The 15,425-nt window shown below is 66.7% G+C and carries 12 protein-coding genes and 1 tRNA gene; 2 read left to right on the plus strand and 11 right to left on the minus strand.

Features of this window, described 5'->3' with window-relative positions; translation table 11 throughout:
- Positions 1–230: 230 nt before the first annotated feature.
- The gene (locus LL962_RS17410) at positions 231–2,843 is read right to left on the minus strand and encodes a glycoside hydrolase family 3 protein (protein ID WP_228317809.1); all 2,613 of its coding nucleotides are present in this window, start codon (positions 2,841–2,843) and stop codon (positions 231–233) included.
- Between the two features lie 436 nt (positions 2,844–3,279).
- On the opposite strand from LL962_RS17410, the gene LL962_RS17415 reads away from it, so the two are divergent.
- Positions 3,280–5,235 carry a PhoX family protein gene (locus LL962_RS17415; RefSeq protein WP_228317810.1) on the plus strand — a complete coding sequence of 652 codons (1,956 nt, stop codon included), beginning with the start codon at positions 3,280–3,282 and terminating at the stop codon, positions 5,233–5,235.
- Positions 5,236–5,654: 419 nt separating this feature from the next.
- Here the strand turns inward: LL962_RS17415 and LL962_RS17420 are convergent, their stop codons facing one another.
- The 8 genes from LL962_RS17420 to pcnB all read right to left on the minus strand — a co-directional run bounded on the left by LL962_RS17420 (position 5,655) and on the right by pcnB (position 12,379).
- Positions 5,655–6,281 carry a hypothetical protein gene (locus LL962_RS17420; protein WP_228317811.1) on the minus strand — a complete coding sequence of 209 codons (627 nt, stop codon included), beginning with the start codon at positions 6,279–6,281 and terminating at the stop codon, positions 5,655–5,657.
- Between the two features lie 3 nt (positions 6,282–6,284).
- Entirely contained in the window at positions 6,285–6,629 is a 345-nt protein-coding gene (locus tag LL962_RS17425; protein WP_104586426.1) for a type II toxin-antitoxin system prevent-host-death family antitoxin, read from the minus strand.
- 159 nt (positions 6,630–6,788) lie between these two features.
- Complete coding sequence (gene pgi / locus LL962_RS17430; RefSeq protein WP_228317812.1) at positions 6,789–8,303, minus strand: glucose-6-phosphate isomerase; 1,515 nt, start codon at positions 8,301–8,303, stop codon at positions 6,789–6,791.
- Positions 8,300–8,680 (minus strand): aspartate 1-decarboxylase, encoded by a 381-nt coding sequence (gene panD, locus LL962_RS17435; RefSeq protein WP_104540474.1) that lies wholly within the window; start codon positions 8,678–8,680, stop codon positions 8,300–8,302. Before panD ends, pgi begins: the two co-directional genes overlap by 4 nt.
- Before the next feature lie 152 nt (positions 8,681–8,832).
- On the minus strand, positions 8,833–9,675 hold the full coding sequence (panC, locus tag LL962_RS17440) for a pantoate--beta-alanine ligase (RefSeq protein ID WP_228317813.1): 843 nt from the start codon (positions 9,673–9,675) through the stop codon (positions 8,833–8,835).
- Complete coding sequence (gene panB / locus LL962_RS17445) at positions 9,672–10,487, minus strand: 3-methyl-2-oxobutanoate hydroxymethyltransferase (protein WP_104586431.1); 816 nt, start codon at positions 10,485–10,487, stop codon at positions 9,672–9,674. The genes panC and panB overlap by 4 nt, the downstream gene beginning before the upstream one ends.
- 35 nt (positions 10,488–10,522) lie before the next feature.
- Positions 10,523–11,008: a 2-amino-4-hydroxy-6-hydroxymethyldihydropteridine diphosphokinase gene (folK, locus tag LL962_RS17450; protein WP_104586432.1), complete on the minus strand. Its 486-nt coding sequence runs from the start codon at positions 11,006–11,008 to the stop codon at positions 10,523–10,525.
- A 3-nt stretch (positions 11,009–11,011) separates the two neighbouring features.
- On the minus strand, positions 11,012–12,379 hold the full coding sequence (gene pcnB / locus LL962_RS17455) for a polynucleotide adenylyltransferase PcnB (protein WP_104586433.1): 1,368 nt from the start codon (positions 12,377–12,379) through the stop codon (positions 11,012–11,014).
- A 48-nt stretch (positions 12,380–12,427) separates the two neighbouring features.
- On the opposite strand from pcnB, the gene LL962_RS17460 reads away from it, so the two are divergent.
- A tRNA-Glu gene (locus LL962_RS17460) sits at positions 12,428–12,502 on the plus strand.
- 390 nt (positions 12,503–12,892) lie between these two features.
- Here the strand turns inward: LL962_RS17460 and folE2 are convergent.
- Together folE2 and LL962_RS17470 are read right to left on the minus strand one after the other, a co-directional pair.
- On the minus strand, positions 12,893–13,816 hold the full coding sequence (gene folE2, locus LL962_RS17465) for a GTP cyclohydrolase FolE2 (protein ID WP_228317814.1): 924 nt from the start codon (positions 13,814–13,816) through the stop codon (positions 12,893–12,895).
- A 53-nt stretch (positions 13,817–13,869) separates the two neighbouring features.
- A complete protein-coding gene (locus LL962_RS17470) occupies positions 13,870–15,012 on the minus strand; it encodes an N-acetylmuramoyl-L-alanine amidase (protein ID WP_228317816.1) in 1,143 nt (380 codons plus the stop codon).
- Positions 15,013–15,425 lie beyond the last annotated feature (413 nt).

The following is a 15,425-nucleotide window of genomic DNA, read 5'->3' on the forward strand; positions in this document are numbered from 1 at the left end:
AACGATCAGGCAGGGCTGCCCACTGCCGCCGCTGCGCACCCTGTGCACGACGGCAGCGCGGCGAACCGCGGCTGCTGGCCATCCCGGCCGATCGAAGACGCCGCCCCCGCGGCGGCTGATGACACCACCGCGATCGGTGGCCGCTGTTGTGACGCGCCGCCGATGGCGGCGACACGCCTTGTTTCATTGCATCGACGCACCACCCGCAGGCATACCTGCGGGCCTGCGATTCACTTTACCGGGCAATCCACGGTGACTTCGGCTTCGTTGAGCGCGCCCAACGCGACCTTCGATACCGCGATCTCCAGCGCAGCGCCGCTTTCGATGCTGGCCACCTGGGTCAGCTTGGTCACATCGGCACCGGCCACCGCAAAACACTTGAGCGGAACGCCGACCACTTTCCACTGACCCTGCGGCAGCGCGGCCAGGGTCTTCTGCGCATCGACCCGGCCGCCGCACTTGTCGCCGCAGCCCACGCCCAACCACACCGGCGCCGTCACTGCGCTGTCGCGGCGCATGGTCAGCTGCAATTGCACATCGCCATTGCTTTCGCGCGAGACGTCCACCGGCTTGCCGGACACCAGCAGTACGCTTGCAGGTTTGGCACCGGACCACACCAGGCGCCGCGCATCTTCCTGCGCCTTGTGATCGACCGCGCTCATCTTCAGGCTACCGTCTGACAGGCCCACCGGCAGCGTGGTCGCCGGCATGTTGGCCTGGCCGGCGTTGGACAGCTGCATGGCGATGCCCAGCGCGGGCTTGCCGCGCACGAAGTACACCCCGCCCACCGACTGCTCACCGGAAACCCCGGATTCTTCCGGAAGCGCGGCCAGATCGCCCTTGTCGGCGTAGGTCAGGCCGTAGCCGAACTTGAACTGCGGGTCGTAATCCTTCTGCCCCACGTTGTTGGCGAACTGCACCGCGGTCTTGGGCCAGGAGAAACTCAGCTTGCCCTTGAAGTCGTTCTGCACGCCGCCGTCGGCCTTGCGCAGCAGCACATCGGCGATGCCCTCGCCCTCGGAACCGGGCAACCAGGCGGCCACGAACGCGTCGGATGCGTTGATGTACTGGTTGGTCCACAGCGGACGCCCGCTCAGGAACACCGCCACCACCGGAATGCCCTCGGACTTGAGCTTCTTGATCAGGGTCAGCTCGCTGTCGTCGCCCGGCTTGTAAAGCAGGGTGGCGATGTCGCCCTGGAACTCGGCATACGGGTTCTCGCCGAACACCACCACCGCCACGTCGGGCTTGGTCTTGTAGGCGCCATCCACGGCCAGCTCGGCGCTACCGCCGGCAGCCTTGATCTGCTTGTCCAGGCCTTCCCAGATGGTGTTGCCGTTCGGATAGTCGCTGCGCTTGGTGCCGGTACCCTGCCAGTTCAGCGTCCAGCCGCCGGACTGCTTGCCCATGTCGTTGGCGCCATCGCCCAGCACCAGCACGCGCTTTTTCGGATCCAGCGGCAGGATGCCGGCCTGGTTCTTCAGCAGCACCAGCGACTCGCGCACCGCCTGGCGGGCGATTGCGCGATGCTCGGGCGCACCCAGCAATTCGTACTTGCCACCGAGCGGGCGCTTGGACGGCTTGCCGGCCTCGAACAGACCCAGACGCATCTTGACGCGCAGGATGCGGCGCACCGCATCGTCCAGACGCTCCATGCTGATCTGGCCGGACTTCACCGCTGCCAGTTCGGTTTCGTAGATGCCCTTCCAGCTGTCGGCGGCCATCGCCATGTCCACGCCGGCAATGAACGAGGCCGGGCAGTTGTCGTTGCTGCAGCCCTTGACCTGGCCATGACCGTTCCAGTCGCCGACCACGAAGCCGCCGAAGTTCATGCGGCCCTTGAGCACGTCGGTCAGCATGACCTTGTGGCCGTGCATCTTCTCGCCGTTGAAGCTGTTGAAGGACGCCATGACGCTCTGCGCACCGGCGGCAATGGCCGGCGGGTAGCCTGCGGCGTGGATGTCGCGCATGGTGGCTTCGGACACCTTGGTGTCGCCCTGGTCCTTGCCGTCGGTGGTGCCGCCGTCGCCGACGAAGTGCTTCACCGACGAGATCACATGGCTGCCGTCCAGGAACTGCGGCGTGCCCGGCGTGCCCTGCACGCCTTCGACCATCTTGCCGGCGAAGCTGGCCACCACGTCCGGCGATTCGGAATAGCCTTCATAGCTGCGGCCCCAGCGATCGTCCTGCGGCACCGCAACGGTGGGCGCGAAGGTCCATTCCATGCCGGTGACGCGGGTTTCGGCAGCGGTGACCTCGCCGATCTTCTTGATCAGCTCCGGATTGCGCGTGGCGCCCAGGCCGATGTTGTGCGGGAACAGCGTGGCGCCGACGATATTGCTCTGGCCGTGCACCGCATCGATGCCGAAGATGATCGGGATCGCGTTGCCGCCCTTGGAGGTATCCATCGAGGCTTCGTAGAAGGCGTCGGCCAGCTTCAGCCACTCGGCCGGGCTGGCGTTGTACTTGCCACCCGGGTCGGAATTGCCACCGGCCAGCACCGAGCCGATGCGGTGCTTGCGCACATCGTCCGGGGTCATGCTGGCGATGTCGCCCTGCACGGTCTGGGCGACCTTCTCCTCCACGCTCATCTTGGCCATCACGTCGCTGATGCGCTGCTCCAGCGCCGCATCCTGCGCGAACGGCCACTTCGGCGATGGCCACTGATCCGGATGGATGGCGGTGGAGGCTTCAGTGGGCGTAGCCGCCGGCGCTGTCTTGCTCGCCTCGGCAGCGGTGTCCTTGCCCTGGCAGGCGGCCAGCATCAGCACCGCAGCGGCGGTGGCCAGAGAGAGGGCGCGGCGCGCGACGGGCGCGGCGGTACGACGAAGCAGCTTGTCCAAGATCCAGGTCTCCAGGTGGTTCTCCCCACGGCGATGCGTGACGCCGCAGGCCATTAGGCGGCGTACGCTTGCGTGATTCCCCTACCCTGTCAACAACGCGCGCTTATATGCCAAACGACGGCCAACTTATTGGCCCGGGCTATATGCTTGGAATACCGGCAGGCGGCGCCAAACCACGCAAATAGGCTGAATCGGCTGTCCGAGCTGGCATCGCCACCGATCGTCATTTGCTGCACCGCACCACTCCCTGGGCCAGCGACTGCGCAGCGGCCTGTACTGCGTGACTCGCTGGCAGTGTTCGCTTCGGCAGCTACAACCCGACCGCGGCTCAACAGGTGAGCTCGCCGTCAAACCACTGTCATACGCCCGACCTAGCGTGACCGGCTTGCCGCTGCGCCGTCGCCGCCGGCGGTCGTTGCCTTTGCCTGGAGTTTCGATGTCCGCCTCCCACAACCCCTCACGTCGCCGTCTGATGCAACTGCTGGCGGCCGCTCCGCTGTTGCCGCTCGGCAGTGCCAGTGCCGCCGCGTTCAACCAACCGGGTAATACCGCGCTGGCGGCCCGTTCGTTGCGGCCTTCGCAAACACCGGCCCCGCTGGTCTCGGCCACCTTCCATGGCATGCCCGCCCCCAGCTTGGCCAACCCCGCCGCCATGGCCACCACCACGGTGGGCTCGTCGTTGAGCGTGGCCCGCAGCGACGGCAGCACCCAGCGCTACACGCTGGCCTATCAGCCCTTCTTCGTCACCGGCGATCCGGTGCCGGACGGCAACGGCGGTACCGTGTTGGCCGGCGGCTACTACGACATCCACCACCGCCCCATCATCGACCGCTCCAGGCCCGGTGCCGAACGCCCATTCTTCTCCGATTGCCCGGACGGCTCCTCGCTGCTGACCCTGCCCGATGCGAGGGTTCCGGGGGTCAAGGGCAACCACGTCTTCGCCGTGGTGCAGTTCGAATACACCACCCGCGATCAGGCCGGCAACGACACCAATCGCCACCTTCCCGCGCCCATCGCCGTCCTCACCCTCGATCAGGACCCAGCCACCGGCAAGCTGTCGCTGGTGAAGTACCACAACGTCGATACCGCGCCGGTGCACGGGCTGTGGACCACCTGCGGCGCCAGCCTTTCGCCGTGGAATACCCATCTGTCCAGCGAAGAATACGAGCCCGACGCGACCGCGCTGGCGGGCAACACCCAGTTCCGCAGCTACAGCACGCACCTCTATGGCGACCCGGACAAGGCCAACCCGTATCACTACGGCCACCTGCCGGAAATCACCGTGCACCCGGACGGCACCGGCAGCGTGCGCAAGCACTATTGCCTAGGCCGCATCTCGCATGAGCTGGTGCAGGTGATGCCCGACCAGCGCACCGTGCTGATGGGCGACGATGCGACCAATGGCGGGCTCTTCATGTTCATCGCCGACCGCAAGGCCGACCTTTCCGCCGGTACGCTCTATGTCGGCAAGTGGCACCAGACCTCCGGCGTCGGCCCGGGCGCGGCGACGCTGAGCTGGATCAAGCTGGGCCACGCCACCAGCGCCGAGATCGAAGCGCTGGCCGATGGCCTCACTGCCGCCGACATCCTAGACGTGCATCTGAGCGACCCGGGCGATGCCTCGTTCACCAGGATCCCGTTCAACGGCACCTTCAACTGGATCCGCATCAAGCCCGGCATGGAAAAGGCCGCCACCTATCTGGAAACCCACCGCTACGCCGCGCTGGCCGGCGGCAGCCTGGGCTTCACCAAGCTCGAAGGCACCACCGTCAATGCCAAGGACAAGGTTGCCTACATGGCCATGTCCTACATCGTCACCAGCATGCGTAATGGCTCCGGCGACGTGAAGGTGGAAGGCCCGGATGCTGGCGCGGTGTACGCCTTGAACCTGCGCGGCGGACGCCGCGACAGCAGCGGCGCGCCGATCCACAGCGAGTGGGTGCCGATCGACATGGCCGCACCGGCCGCCCTCACCGGCCACGATCTGGCCCAGCCCGATGCATTGGGCAACCTGGCCGACCCGGAGCGCCTGGCCAATCCCGACAACCTGAAATTCTCCGAATCGCTGCGGACCCTGTTCATCGGCGAAGACAGCAGCCTGCACGTCAACAATTTCCTGTGGGCCTACAACGTGGACACCGGCAGCCTGACGCGCCTGCTATCGGTGCCGGCCGGCGCCGAATCCACCGGTCTGCACGCGGTGGACCAGATCCACGGCTGGACCTATGTCATGAGCAATTTCCAGCATCCCGGCGACTGGGAGAGCCCGCTGCACGACACCGTCAAGGCCACGCTGGATCCACTGGTGCGCGCCAATTACAAGAACCGTTTCGGCGCAGCGGTGGGCTACCTCACCGGCGACCCGGTGGCGGTGCAGTTGGGTAAGGCGTAAGCGCGTGGTGTCGCCGCTCGCGTGCTGGCAAAGCGGTGCGAGCGGCATGCCCATGTCAAACGCTGAGTCGGTCGAGGGCGCGGTGCCCTCACCGCTCGCGGGACACGCCGTAAATCCTTCCCTGGAGGCTCCGTGGCGGCATCCATGCCGCCAAGGGTCCCGCAATCGGCGAGGACACCGCACCAGAGAGTTTGCTGGCTGTTTTATTGAGAAGCATGCACAGCGACCATCTCGACTGGGCCTTGCAGCCATGCTGCAAATCATGCGCTCAGCATTTGATCTATCCGAAACGTCCAATCCATCCGGACACAGGATGCAAAAACAGCCAGGGATTTGAGTCGTCGCAGTGTCTGGGTACAGCCAGAAGCTGAGTGAGTCCGGTGCGTGGCGCCCTCACCGCTTGCAGGACCGGATGGGCGTCAAGGCATGCCGCGCGTTTCCAGTGCTGCCATCACGATGGGCTTGGCCCAATCGGGCACCTGTGCCAATTCTTCCGGGGTTTGTGGATATTGCAGGCCGCTGCGATCTGCTTCCAGCACAAGCAACGGCGCAACCTGCCCTGCGGCATCGGCCGGTGCGCTGTTGTCGTAGACATGCAGCACCGACAGGTGCGGCAACAATGCGATCAGGTTGGCGCGCGAGGCATCGTAACGTTCGCGGATCTTGTGCTCGGGGATGGCATGCCCGCCGGCGGCCACGCGCGCCGCCACACGTGCGATATGCAGCTCGACGCTGGACAGGCCGCAGAACCAGACCGCCACCGTGTGCGTCGCGCAGGCCTGCCGCAGCAGGCGCGGGATGGTGGTCGCGCCCAGGGTGGTTTCGAACGCATAGTCATGGTCGACGTCCATGGCCTGACGCAGCCGCCGCACGCCCTCCTGCCAGGCCTGCGCATTGGCATCGTCCAGTATCCAGCCCTGCTCCACCAGCGCTCTGGTGAACGCATCCGGGTTGAACCAGGTGGCGCCGTCTTCCCGCAGCAGGCTGCCCAACAGCGAACTCTTGCCGGCGCCGTTGACGCCGGCCAGCACCAGAATGTTCCCCACGATTTAGAGCGACGGCCCCAGGTCGATCTTGCTGCCCCGGCGTGCCGGCTTGCCGATCGCCTTGGCCAGACCGGCGCCATTGGTCACTGCCGCAAGATGCGCATCGAACCTGGTCTGCAATGCCTGCAGCGACTGCGCGCGCGTCGAGGCGGCCGTCGCTGCATTTGCCTGGTTGACCAGCCGGCGATACTCCTCCGCGTCCACCACCACCGCCTCGGGGTGATTGTGGTTGGTGATGACCACCGCGCCATGCGAGCGCACCTTGCGCATCAGGCTGGGCCAGCCTTTCACCTTGATGTCGGCGGCGGGGGATTTTTCGAGCTTGGGCAGATCCTGGAGGCGAGACATGGGCGGTCCTGCGCGCGGTGGTTGCCTCAGCCTACTCCCAACGTCCCATTTTGGGAAATTTGGCCATTTAGTCCAAATTTATTGCCGGGCAGGAGCTCCAGAAAAACGAAACGGGGCCCGCGGGGCCCCGTCGTCTGACACCATCGATGCGCGACAGGCTCAGCCGCGCAGCTTGCCCAGCAGCTCACGGGTGACCGGGTCGGCCACGTCGGCCGCCTCGCCCTTGAGCGCCGGCAGCAATTGGCTGGCCAGCTGCTTGCCCAGCTCGACGCCAAACTGGTCGAACGCGTTGATGCCCCACATCACCGACTGCACGTATACGCTGTGTTCGTACATCGAGATCAGCGCGCCCAGCGCCTGCGGGGTGAGCGCATCGAGCAGGATCACCGTACTCGGACGCCCACCGGGATAACTCCGGTGCGGATCGCTGCTGTCCTGGCCGTTGGCCAGTGCCTCGGTCTGCGCCAGCACATTGGCCATCAGCGCAAGATGGTTCTCCGCATACGGGTCGTCGTTGTGCACGGTGCCGATGAAATCGGCCGGCACCACGCTGGTGCCCTGGTGCAGCGCCTGGAAGAAGCTGTGCTGCACATCGGTGCCCGCACCGCCCCACCACACCGACACGGTGTCGCTGTCCACCGCCGAGCCGTCGAGCTTGACGCGCTTGCCCAGGCTCTCCATCACCAGCTGCTGCAGATATGCCGGCAGCAGGGCCAGACGCTGGTCGTAGGTCATCACCGCGTGGGTGGCGCTGCCCAGCAGGTTGCGGTTCCACACCGCAGTCAAGCCGTGCAGGACTGCGACGTTTTCTTCCAGCGGCGTGTCGAGCGCATGCGCATCGAACTGCGCAGCGCCTTCGAGCAGTTGCTCGAAACGTTCGAAGCCGATCGCCAGCGCGATCGGGAAGCCCACTGCCGACCACAACGAATACCGTCCGCCAACCCAGTCCCACATCGGCAGCACGCGGCTGGGAGCGATGTCGAAGGCCTTGGCGGCGCGCTCGGGGTTGGCGCTCACGGCGTACAGGCGCTCGCTGCCGCCCAGCCAGGCATGCAGGATGCTGCCGTTGAGCAGGGTTTCCTGGGTGCCGAAGGTCTTGGAGATCAGGATGCCGGCAGTACGCGCCGGGTCCAGCGTCGCCAGCGTGCGCTGCATCGCCGCGCCATCGACATTGGAAACGAAATGCACGCGGAAGCGCGCACCGGACACCGGGCGCAGCGCATCGGCCACCAGGCGCGGGCCCAGGTCCGATCCACCGATGCCGACACTGACGATATCGGTGACGTCGGTGGCTTCGAGTTGCTGGATCAGCGCGCCCATCCGCTGCCGCACTTCTGCAGCAGTGGTGTAGGCCTCCGAAGCCACCGGCGCGTCGGTCAGGTCGCCACGCAACGCGGTGTGCAAGGCAGCGCGCTGTTCGGTGACGTTGACCTGCTCGCCACGGAACAAGCGCTGGAACGCACCTGCGACATCGCGCTCGCGCGCAATGGCGAACAGGGCATCGAGCGCGGCGCGATCGTACTTCTGCCGCGCGAAGTTGAAATACAACGGACCGACCTGCCTGGCGTACTGCGTGGGCCGCTGGGGCTCGGCGGCAAGCAATGCGGGGATGGCAGCGCCGCGCAGGCGCTGGGCGTGGGCGTGGAGCGCGTCGAATCCGTTGGTCTGTGTCATGCGGCCTGTGTGGGAATGCTGTGGTTGGTGTGGGAGATCGCGTTGTTCGCACCCACATATACCAGATTGGGCTTGAAGGTCTTGGCTTCGTCTTCGCTCATGCTGGCAAACGCGGCCACGATGATCAGATCGCCCACCTGCACATGGCGCGCAGCGCCGCCGTTGAGCGAGATGATGCCACTGCCTTCTTCGGCCCGAATGGCATAGGTGCTGAAGCGCGCACCGTTGGTGACGTCCCAGATGTGGACCTGTTCGAATTCGCGGATGCCGGTCGCTTCCAGCAGCAGGCCATCGATGGCGATCGAGCCCTCGTAGTTGAGCTCGGAGTGGGTGACGGTGGCGCGGTGGATCTTGGCTTTGAGCAGGGACAGGTGCATGGACGCAGGCAACGACGAAAGGAAAGCCGGCATTTTAGCGGAAAGCGTCCGCACCCACCGGCCTGCACCGCAGCCGGTCGTGAGGGCTTCAGGACGGCGCTGGCCCAACGGCCGTCGCGCCGCCCATCGGCCAGCGCTGCCGGCGGCCCCGTCTAGAATTCCAGGTTGTCGATCAGGCGCGTGCTGCCCAGGCGCGCGGCGATCAGCGCCACCCGCGCACCGGCGCCGCCCTGGCCGGGCTCGCTCAGGTCCGGCAGCCGCACGACCGCGTAATCGACCTGGAATCCGGCGTCTTCGAGCGCACCGGTGGCGGCCTGTTCGACCTGGGCGCGCGGCGTGCCGGCGGCGGCACTGTCGCGCATCTGCAACAGCACCTTGCGGATCTGCGCGGCGACCGGGCGATCGGCGGCGGACAGATACTGGTTGCGCGAGCTCATCGCCAGGCCGTCGGCCTCGCGCACGATGCTGCCGCCCAGGATCTCGATCGGAAACGCCAGGTCGGCCACCATCTGCCGGATCACTGCCAACTGCTGGTAATCCTTCTTTCCGAACGCCGCCACATCCGGCTGCACCTGGTTGAACAGGCGCGTCACCACGGTGCAGACACCGTCGAAATGCCCGGGCCGGCACACGCCTTCCAGCACATCGCTGACACCGGGCGCATGGATCGGCGTGGCCAGCGCCGTGCCCAGCGGATACATGGTGTCCACATCAGGCAGCCACAGCGCGTCGCAGCCGGCATCTTCCAGGCCGCGCAGGTCGGCCTCGGGCGTGCGCGGGTAACGCGCAAAATCTTCGTTCGGCCCGAACTGGGTCGGATTGACGAACACGCTGGACACCACGCGGTCGGCGTACTGGCGCGCCAGCATCACCAGCGAATAATGGCCGGCATGCAGGTTGCCCATGGTCGGCACCAGCGCCACGCGCAGGCCCTCGCGCTTCCAGCCGGTGACCAGGGCGCGCAGGGCGGATAGATCTGTGAGGGTCTGGATCATGCGGCGTAGGCGTGTTCTGCATCGGGGAAACTGCCGTCGCGCACGGCCTGTGCATAGGCCCGCACCGCGCCGGCCACCGAGCCGCCCTCGGCCAGGAAATCCTTGACGAACTTCGGCCGGCGGTGACCGCTGTCCAGGCCCAGCATGTCGTGCATCACCAGCACCTGGCCATCGCAGCCGGGGCCGGCGCCGATGCCGATGGTCGGCACCTGCAGTTCGGCGCTGATCTGCGCGGCGATCGGCGTCGGCACGCATTCGAGCACCACCAGGCTGGCGCCGGCATCGACCACCGCCTGCGCATCGCGCCGCAATTGCTCGCCGGCTTCGCCACGGCCCTGCACCTTGTAGCCGCCGAAGCGCAGCACCGATTGCGGGGTCAACCCCAGGTGCGAACACACCGGGATCTCGCGCTCCACCAGGTAGCGGATGACCTCGAGCTTGTGCCCGGCGCCTTCGATCTTGACCATCTCCGCACCGGCCTGCAGCAGCCGGGTGGCCGCATCGAGCGCACGCTCGGGAGTGGCGTCGGCCTGGAAGGACAGATCGGCCACCAGCAAGGCCTGCTGCAGCGCCCGCGCCACCGCGGCGGTGTGGTAGACCATGTCGGCCGTGGTCACCGGCAAGGTCGAGTCGTGCCCCTGCACCACCATGCCCAGCGAGTCGCCCACCAGGATCAGATCCACGCCGTTGGCATCGAAGGTCCGCGCAAAGCCGGCATCGTAGGCGGTCAACATGACCAGTTTTCGACCCGCCCGCTTGGCCTCGGCCAGGGCGGGCACGGTCCAGGGCTTGCTGTCGCTGTGGCTGCTCATGAACTCATTACGTGGGGTTGTAAGCCGGCCATTATCTACCCAATCGGCTCCAGCCCGCAGGCATCGATGGCACGAAGGGCGTGCTGCACCGTTCCATGACCCGGAATGATCGCCTCCGGCGCCAGCTCCGCCAGCGGCAGCAGCGCGAAGGCGCGCGCATGCAGATGGGGGTGCGGCACCTGCAGCCGCGGCAGATCCAGCACCTGGTCGGCGTACAGCAGCAGGTCCAGATCCAGCGTGCGCGGGCCCCAGCGCTCGCCGGCACGGCGCTCGCGCCCGAACGCCTGCTCGATGCCGAGCAAGGCGTCCAGCAGCTGCAGCGGCGCCAGCCCGGTGCGGAGCTGGGCCACCGCGTTGATGAAATCGGGCTGGTCCTCGCGGCCCCAGGCCGGCGTGCGATACAGACGCGAGGCGGCCACCAGGGTGGACTGCGGCAGCGCGCCCAGGGCGCCGATCGCCGCACGGATGCTGGCCTCGGCCGGGCCCAGGTTGGCACCCAGGCCGACAAAGGCGGAGTGCATGCCCTACTCGCCCGCAGGCGCGCCGGTGCGGCGGCGACGGCGGCGACGCTTGCGGGGCGCGCCGTCCTCGTCGCCGTGGTCGGCCTGCGCCGATTCGATGGCCTGCACCAGCTCCTGGCCCGAGGCCTGCTGCGCCTCGCGCCAGAACGCGACATCGGCCGCATGGTCGGGCGATGCGAACTGGCGCAGCGCCAGGAAATCGAACGCGGCACGGAAGCGCGGATGCGACAAGGTACGGAACACGCGCTTGCGCTGACGCGAGGAAAAGCGCGTCTGCAGCAACCAGATCTCCTGCATCGGCAAGGAAAAGCGGCGCGGCAGGGCCACACGCTCCAGCTGGTGCAAGGTGACCCGGTCGGCCGCACGGCGCTGTGCATCTTCCGGCTGCACGCCCTGCGCCTGCAACGCCATCAGCGTGCGGCAGAACGCAGGCCACAGCAGCAGTGCGAACAGGAATGCCGGCGACACCGGCTCGTCGTTGGCCACGCGCGCATCGGTGTTGCGCAGGCCTTCGAGCACCATCGCGCGTAACGCACCGCTGCGATTGGAGCGCAGCGCCGCCGCGCTCTCCGGGAACAGCACGCCAAGCAGGCCGTAACGTTCCAGGCCCTCGAAACTGGCCACCCCGTGCCCGGACAGGAACAGCTTGAGAATCTCCTCGAACAGCCGCGCCGGTGCGGCTTCGGACAGCAGCCCGGCCAGGCGCGGGATAGGCTCGGCGGTGCCGGCCTCGATCTCGAAGCCCAGCTTGGCCGCCAATCGCACCGCACGCAGCATGCGTACCGGATCTTCCTGGTAGCGCAGCTCCGGATTGCCGATCAGTTTCATCAGCCGCGCCTGCACGTCCTCGAAGCCGCCGCAGTAATCGCGCACCGAGAAATCTTCGATGGCGTAATACAGCGCGTTGCAGGTGAAATCGCGGCGGATCGCATCGTCTTCGATGGTGCCGTAGACGTTGTCGCGCACCAGGCGGCCGTTATCGAGCTCGCGGTCGCCGCTGCCATCGTCGCTGTTGGCGCGGAAGGTGGCCACCTCGATGATCTCGCGCCCGAACACCACATGCGCCAGACGGAAACGGCGCCCGATCAGGCGGCAATTGCGGAACAGCGCCTTGACCTCTTCCGGGGTGGCGCTGGTGGCCACGTCGAAATCCTTCGGGTGGCCGCCGACCAGCAGATCGCGCACCGCGCCGCCGACCAGATAGGCGCCGAAGCCGCACTCGCGCAGCCGATAGAGCACGCGCAGCGCGTTGGGGCTGATGTCCTTGCGCGAGATGGTGTGCTGGTCGCGCGGAATGACGCGCAGCGTGAACGGGGATGTAACTGAGGGTTCGATGATGGCGCTTCCGTCTTGTGTTGCAGGATTGCCCAACGGCTATTACCCCACTATACTAGCGCGCTGCTCAAGACGCGACAAAACGCTCCCTTCGTCTAGTGGTTAGGACGTGGCCCTCTCAAGGCTAAAACAGGGGTTCGAGTCCCCTAGGGAGCGCCATCCGTTCCGCAGCAGATCCTGCCAAGGCCCCGCATTGCGGGGCTTTTGCGTTACATGGCACGCGTCATGCGCGGCCGCGCATTGCCGGCAGTCTCCTCCCGGAAACCTCGCCCCACAGCCGTACGGCGACATGGTCGTGTCTGGTTGGTACCGGCGTGCCCGACCTGACGACTCCCGTCACCCCATGACCACTCTCGGCAGGCCTGCGCGCGGCGCTGCATGCGCCCCATCGGATCATGCCAACCACAACAACGCCAGGGCCGCCTTTGCGTAGACGCACAAGACGCTGTGCGCGCCGAGGCATCCGCTGTGCAGAACCGCACGCGGGGCGATGCGCTTGCGTGTCCGCGCGGGCGGGCGGCCGGGGAATTTGCACTGCATCTCGCCTCCTCAGACGATTGCCACAGGTGATTGCCCAACATCGCAGCCGGTCTCGGCGACGGCGTCGTGGGCATGCAGACTTTCCAGGTGGCGCACCGCCACATGGAAAGCCGTATAGCGCTCTGCGAGCGCCTGGCGCAGCCGCCGTGCCGCGTCCTCCACGTACATCAGGTTGGCGCCGTTCAAGCGGGCAAAGGCCTGCTCGTCGATGCGTCGTACCGCCGCCTGCACCGGCGTGGCCAACGCCTGCTCGCACACCCCCACCAGGTCGCGAATCTCCAGCCGCTGCATGCGGCCCATCAGGTCGACGCGCACCTGCGCGATGCTGCGCTGGCTGTGCGGCGTGGCATACGAACCGTTGACCTGCAGCCACGCCGCCACCGCCTCGGCTGAAAGCGCATCGCGCCCGGCGTGCTGCCGAACGAACGCTTCGCTCAGCAGCTGGCGCGACAACGCAGCCGAACAGGGACATGTCGATGCGTAGAGCACATCGACCTGCAATTGGACACGGCTACGCCCCTCCACGCATTGCGCCTCCAGACGCACCGGATAGGCGCGCCAGCCCGCCAGCCCTTCGCTCAACAGCGCCGGCACCCGCAGCATCACCTCGAAAGCCAGCGACACCCGCGCCGCACGGCTGCCGCAGTCGTCGTGGCTGTCGATCAAGGCCTGCAACAACTGCGACAGCATCGCCGGCGACAGCGGCTGCTCGAGATGCCGATCCAGCAGGCGATACAGCCGCGACATATGGATGCCCTTGAGGTCGGCCCGTGGCAGATCCACCTGCACGCTGGCGCGCGCGCCCACCGTCGCGCCGGGCTCGGCGTCATCCAGGCGTACGGGAATGGCGATATCGTGCATGCCCACCCAGCGCAATGGCGCGCTCAACGTGGACGGTTCGGAGACGGCAACATCGGGGAGCGTGGCGGACATCGCAAACTCGTTGGTGGAAAGTGGCGATCGCACGACGTGCGCGACCAGGGACGCTAGGACCGTGTGACGTGCCTGGCGTTGCGTGCGAAGTAGTCGTCGATGCCGGCGTGCAATGCCTGCGCAAGCTCGTCCTGATGGCTGTCGCCACACAGGCGCTGGCAGTCGTCGCGATTGCTCATGAAGCCGGTTTCCACCAGCAGTGACGGGATATCCGGCGATTTCAGCACCGCGAAGCCTGCCTGCCCGACCTCTGGCTGATGCAGCCGCGTCACCTGTTGCAGACGCCCGAGCATCAATTTGCCCAATGCCACGCTGCTGGTGATGGTGCCGCTCAACGACAGGTCGGCCAGCACCTGCGACAGCACCGGATTGCCCGGAACACGCAGCCGGCGCGCGGTGTCGCCCATGTCGTCGGCAGCGTTCTCGCTGTCGGCCAGCCAACGGGCCATGGCCGAACTGGCGCCGTTCGCCGACAGCGCATACACCGATGCACCGCGCGCCTGTGCGTTGGGCGCGGCGTCGGCATGGATGGACACGAACAGATCGGCATTGCGGCGATGGGCGATCAACACCCGCTCGTGCAAGGGCACGAAACGGTCGTCGCTGCGGATCATGGTCGGCCGGTAGCGCACATCGGCGGCCAGGCGCTGGTGCAGACGCGCAGCGATCGCCATCGCAACATGCTTCTCGTAGCGTGCATCGGCGCTCACCGCACCGGGATCCTTCCCCCCGTGGCCGGCGTCGATCGCCACCACATAGGGGTGCAGGCGCGATCGGTCAGGCGTGGTCTGCTCGGCCGGCTCTATCGGCGCTGCCACAGCGGCAGCCTCGCTCGCGGACAAGGCCACGCTGCCGGGCCTCTCGGCAAGCTCCAGCACCAACGTACTGCCTTCCCAGCGCGGGTTGACCGAACAGGTCTGCTGCAGATCCAACACCACGCGCAGACCATCGAGATGCGGCGCACAGCGGATGCGGGCCACCGCCGCACCGGCGGGTACTGGATCGATGCGCGGCGGCTGCGACGACACGCCAGGCAGATCGATGACCAGGCGTTCGGGATCGGACAACCTGAAACTGCGGTAGGCAAGCTGCGTACTCAGCTCCAGCCGCAGGCGCAACAGCTCGCCCTGCTGCTGCACGCTGCTTGCCCGCAAGACTGCAAGCCCCTGCGCAGATCCCAGCGCAGGCGAAAGCATCAATGCGGCAGCTCCGCCATGTAGCAGGTGCCGGCGCTTCAACACGCCCTCCCCTTACGAGGCGGGCAATCGACTCGCCACGACAAACGGCAGCACGGCACTCGCAGCGATTCCGGACGGCACATCTGGGACGGGAGGAAACAGAACACGGTAGGCAAGACTGCGCAGCTGCGGATCATTGTTATAAAGTAACACTAATCCAGCAAAAACGAGAGGTCATCTGCGGCCCGCGCCTCCGGGTTCGCTTTCTCGTCCGGAAGACACCATGTCCCGCCACCTCCCCGAGAGCTATGCCGCCTGGCGCCACTGCATCGAGATCGACTGAACCGCCCCGCGTTTCCCGGAGACTCCTTGGTTTGAGTCACGCCGACATGGCGGACTCGTTGGGTTGCTTGTGTTTGGAATAATAGTTG

The sequence above is a fragment of the Xanthomonas sp. NCPPB 1067 genome (assembly GCF_020783795.1).
In the GTDB taxonomy this organism is placed as follows: domain Bacteria; phylum Pseudomonadota; class Gammaproteobacteria; order Xanthomonadales; family Xanthomonadaceae; genus Xanthomonas; species Xanthomonas melonis.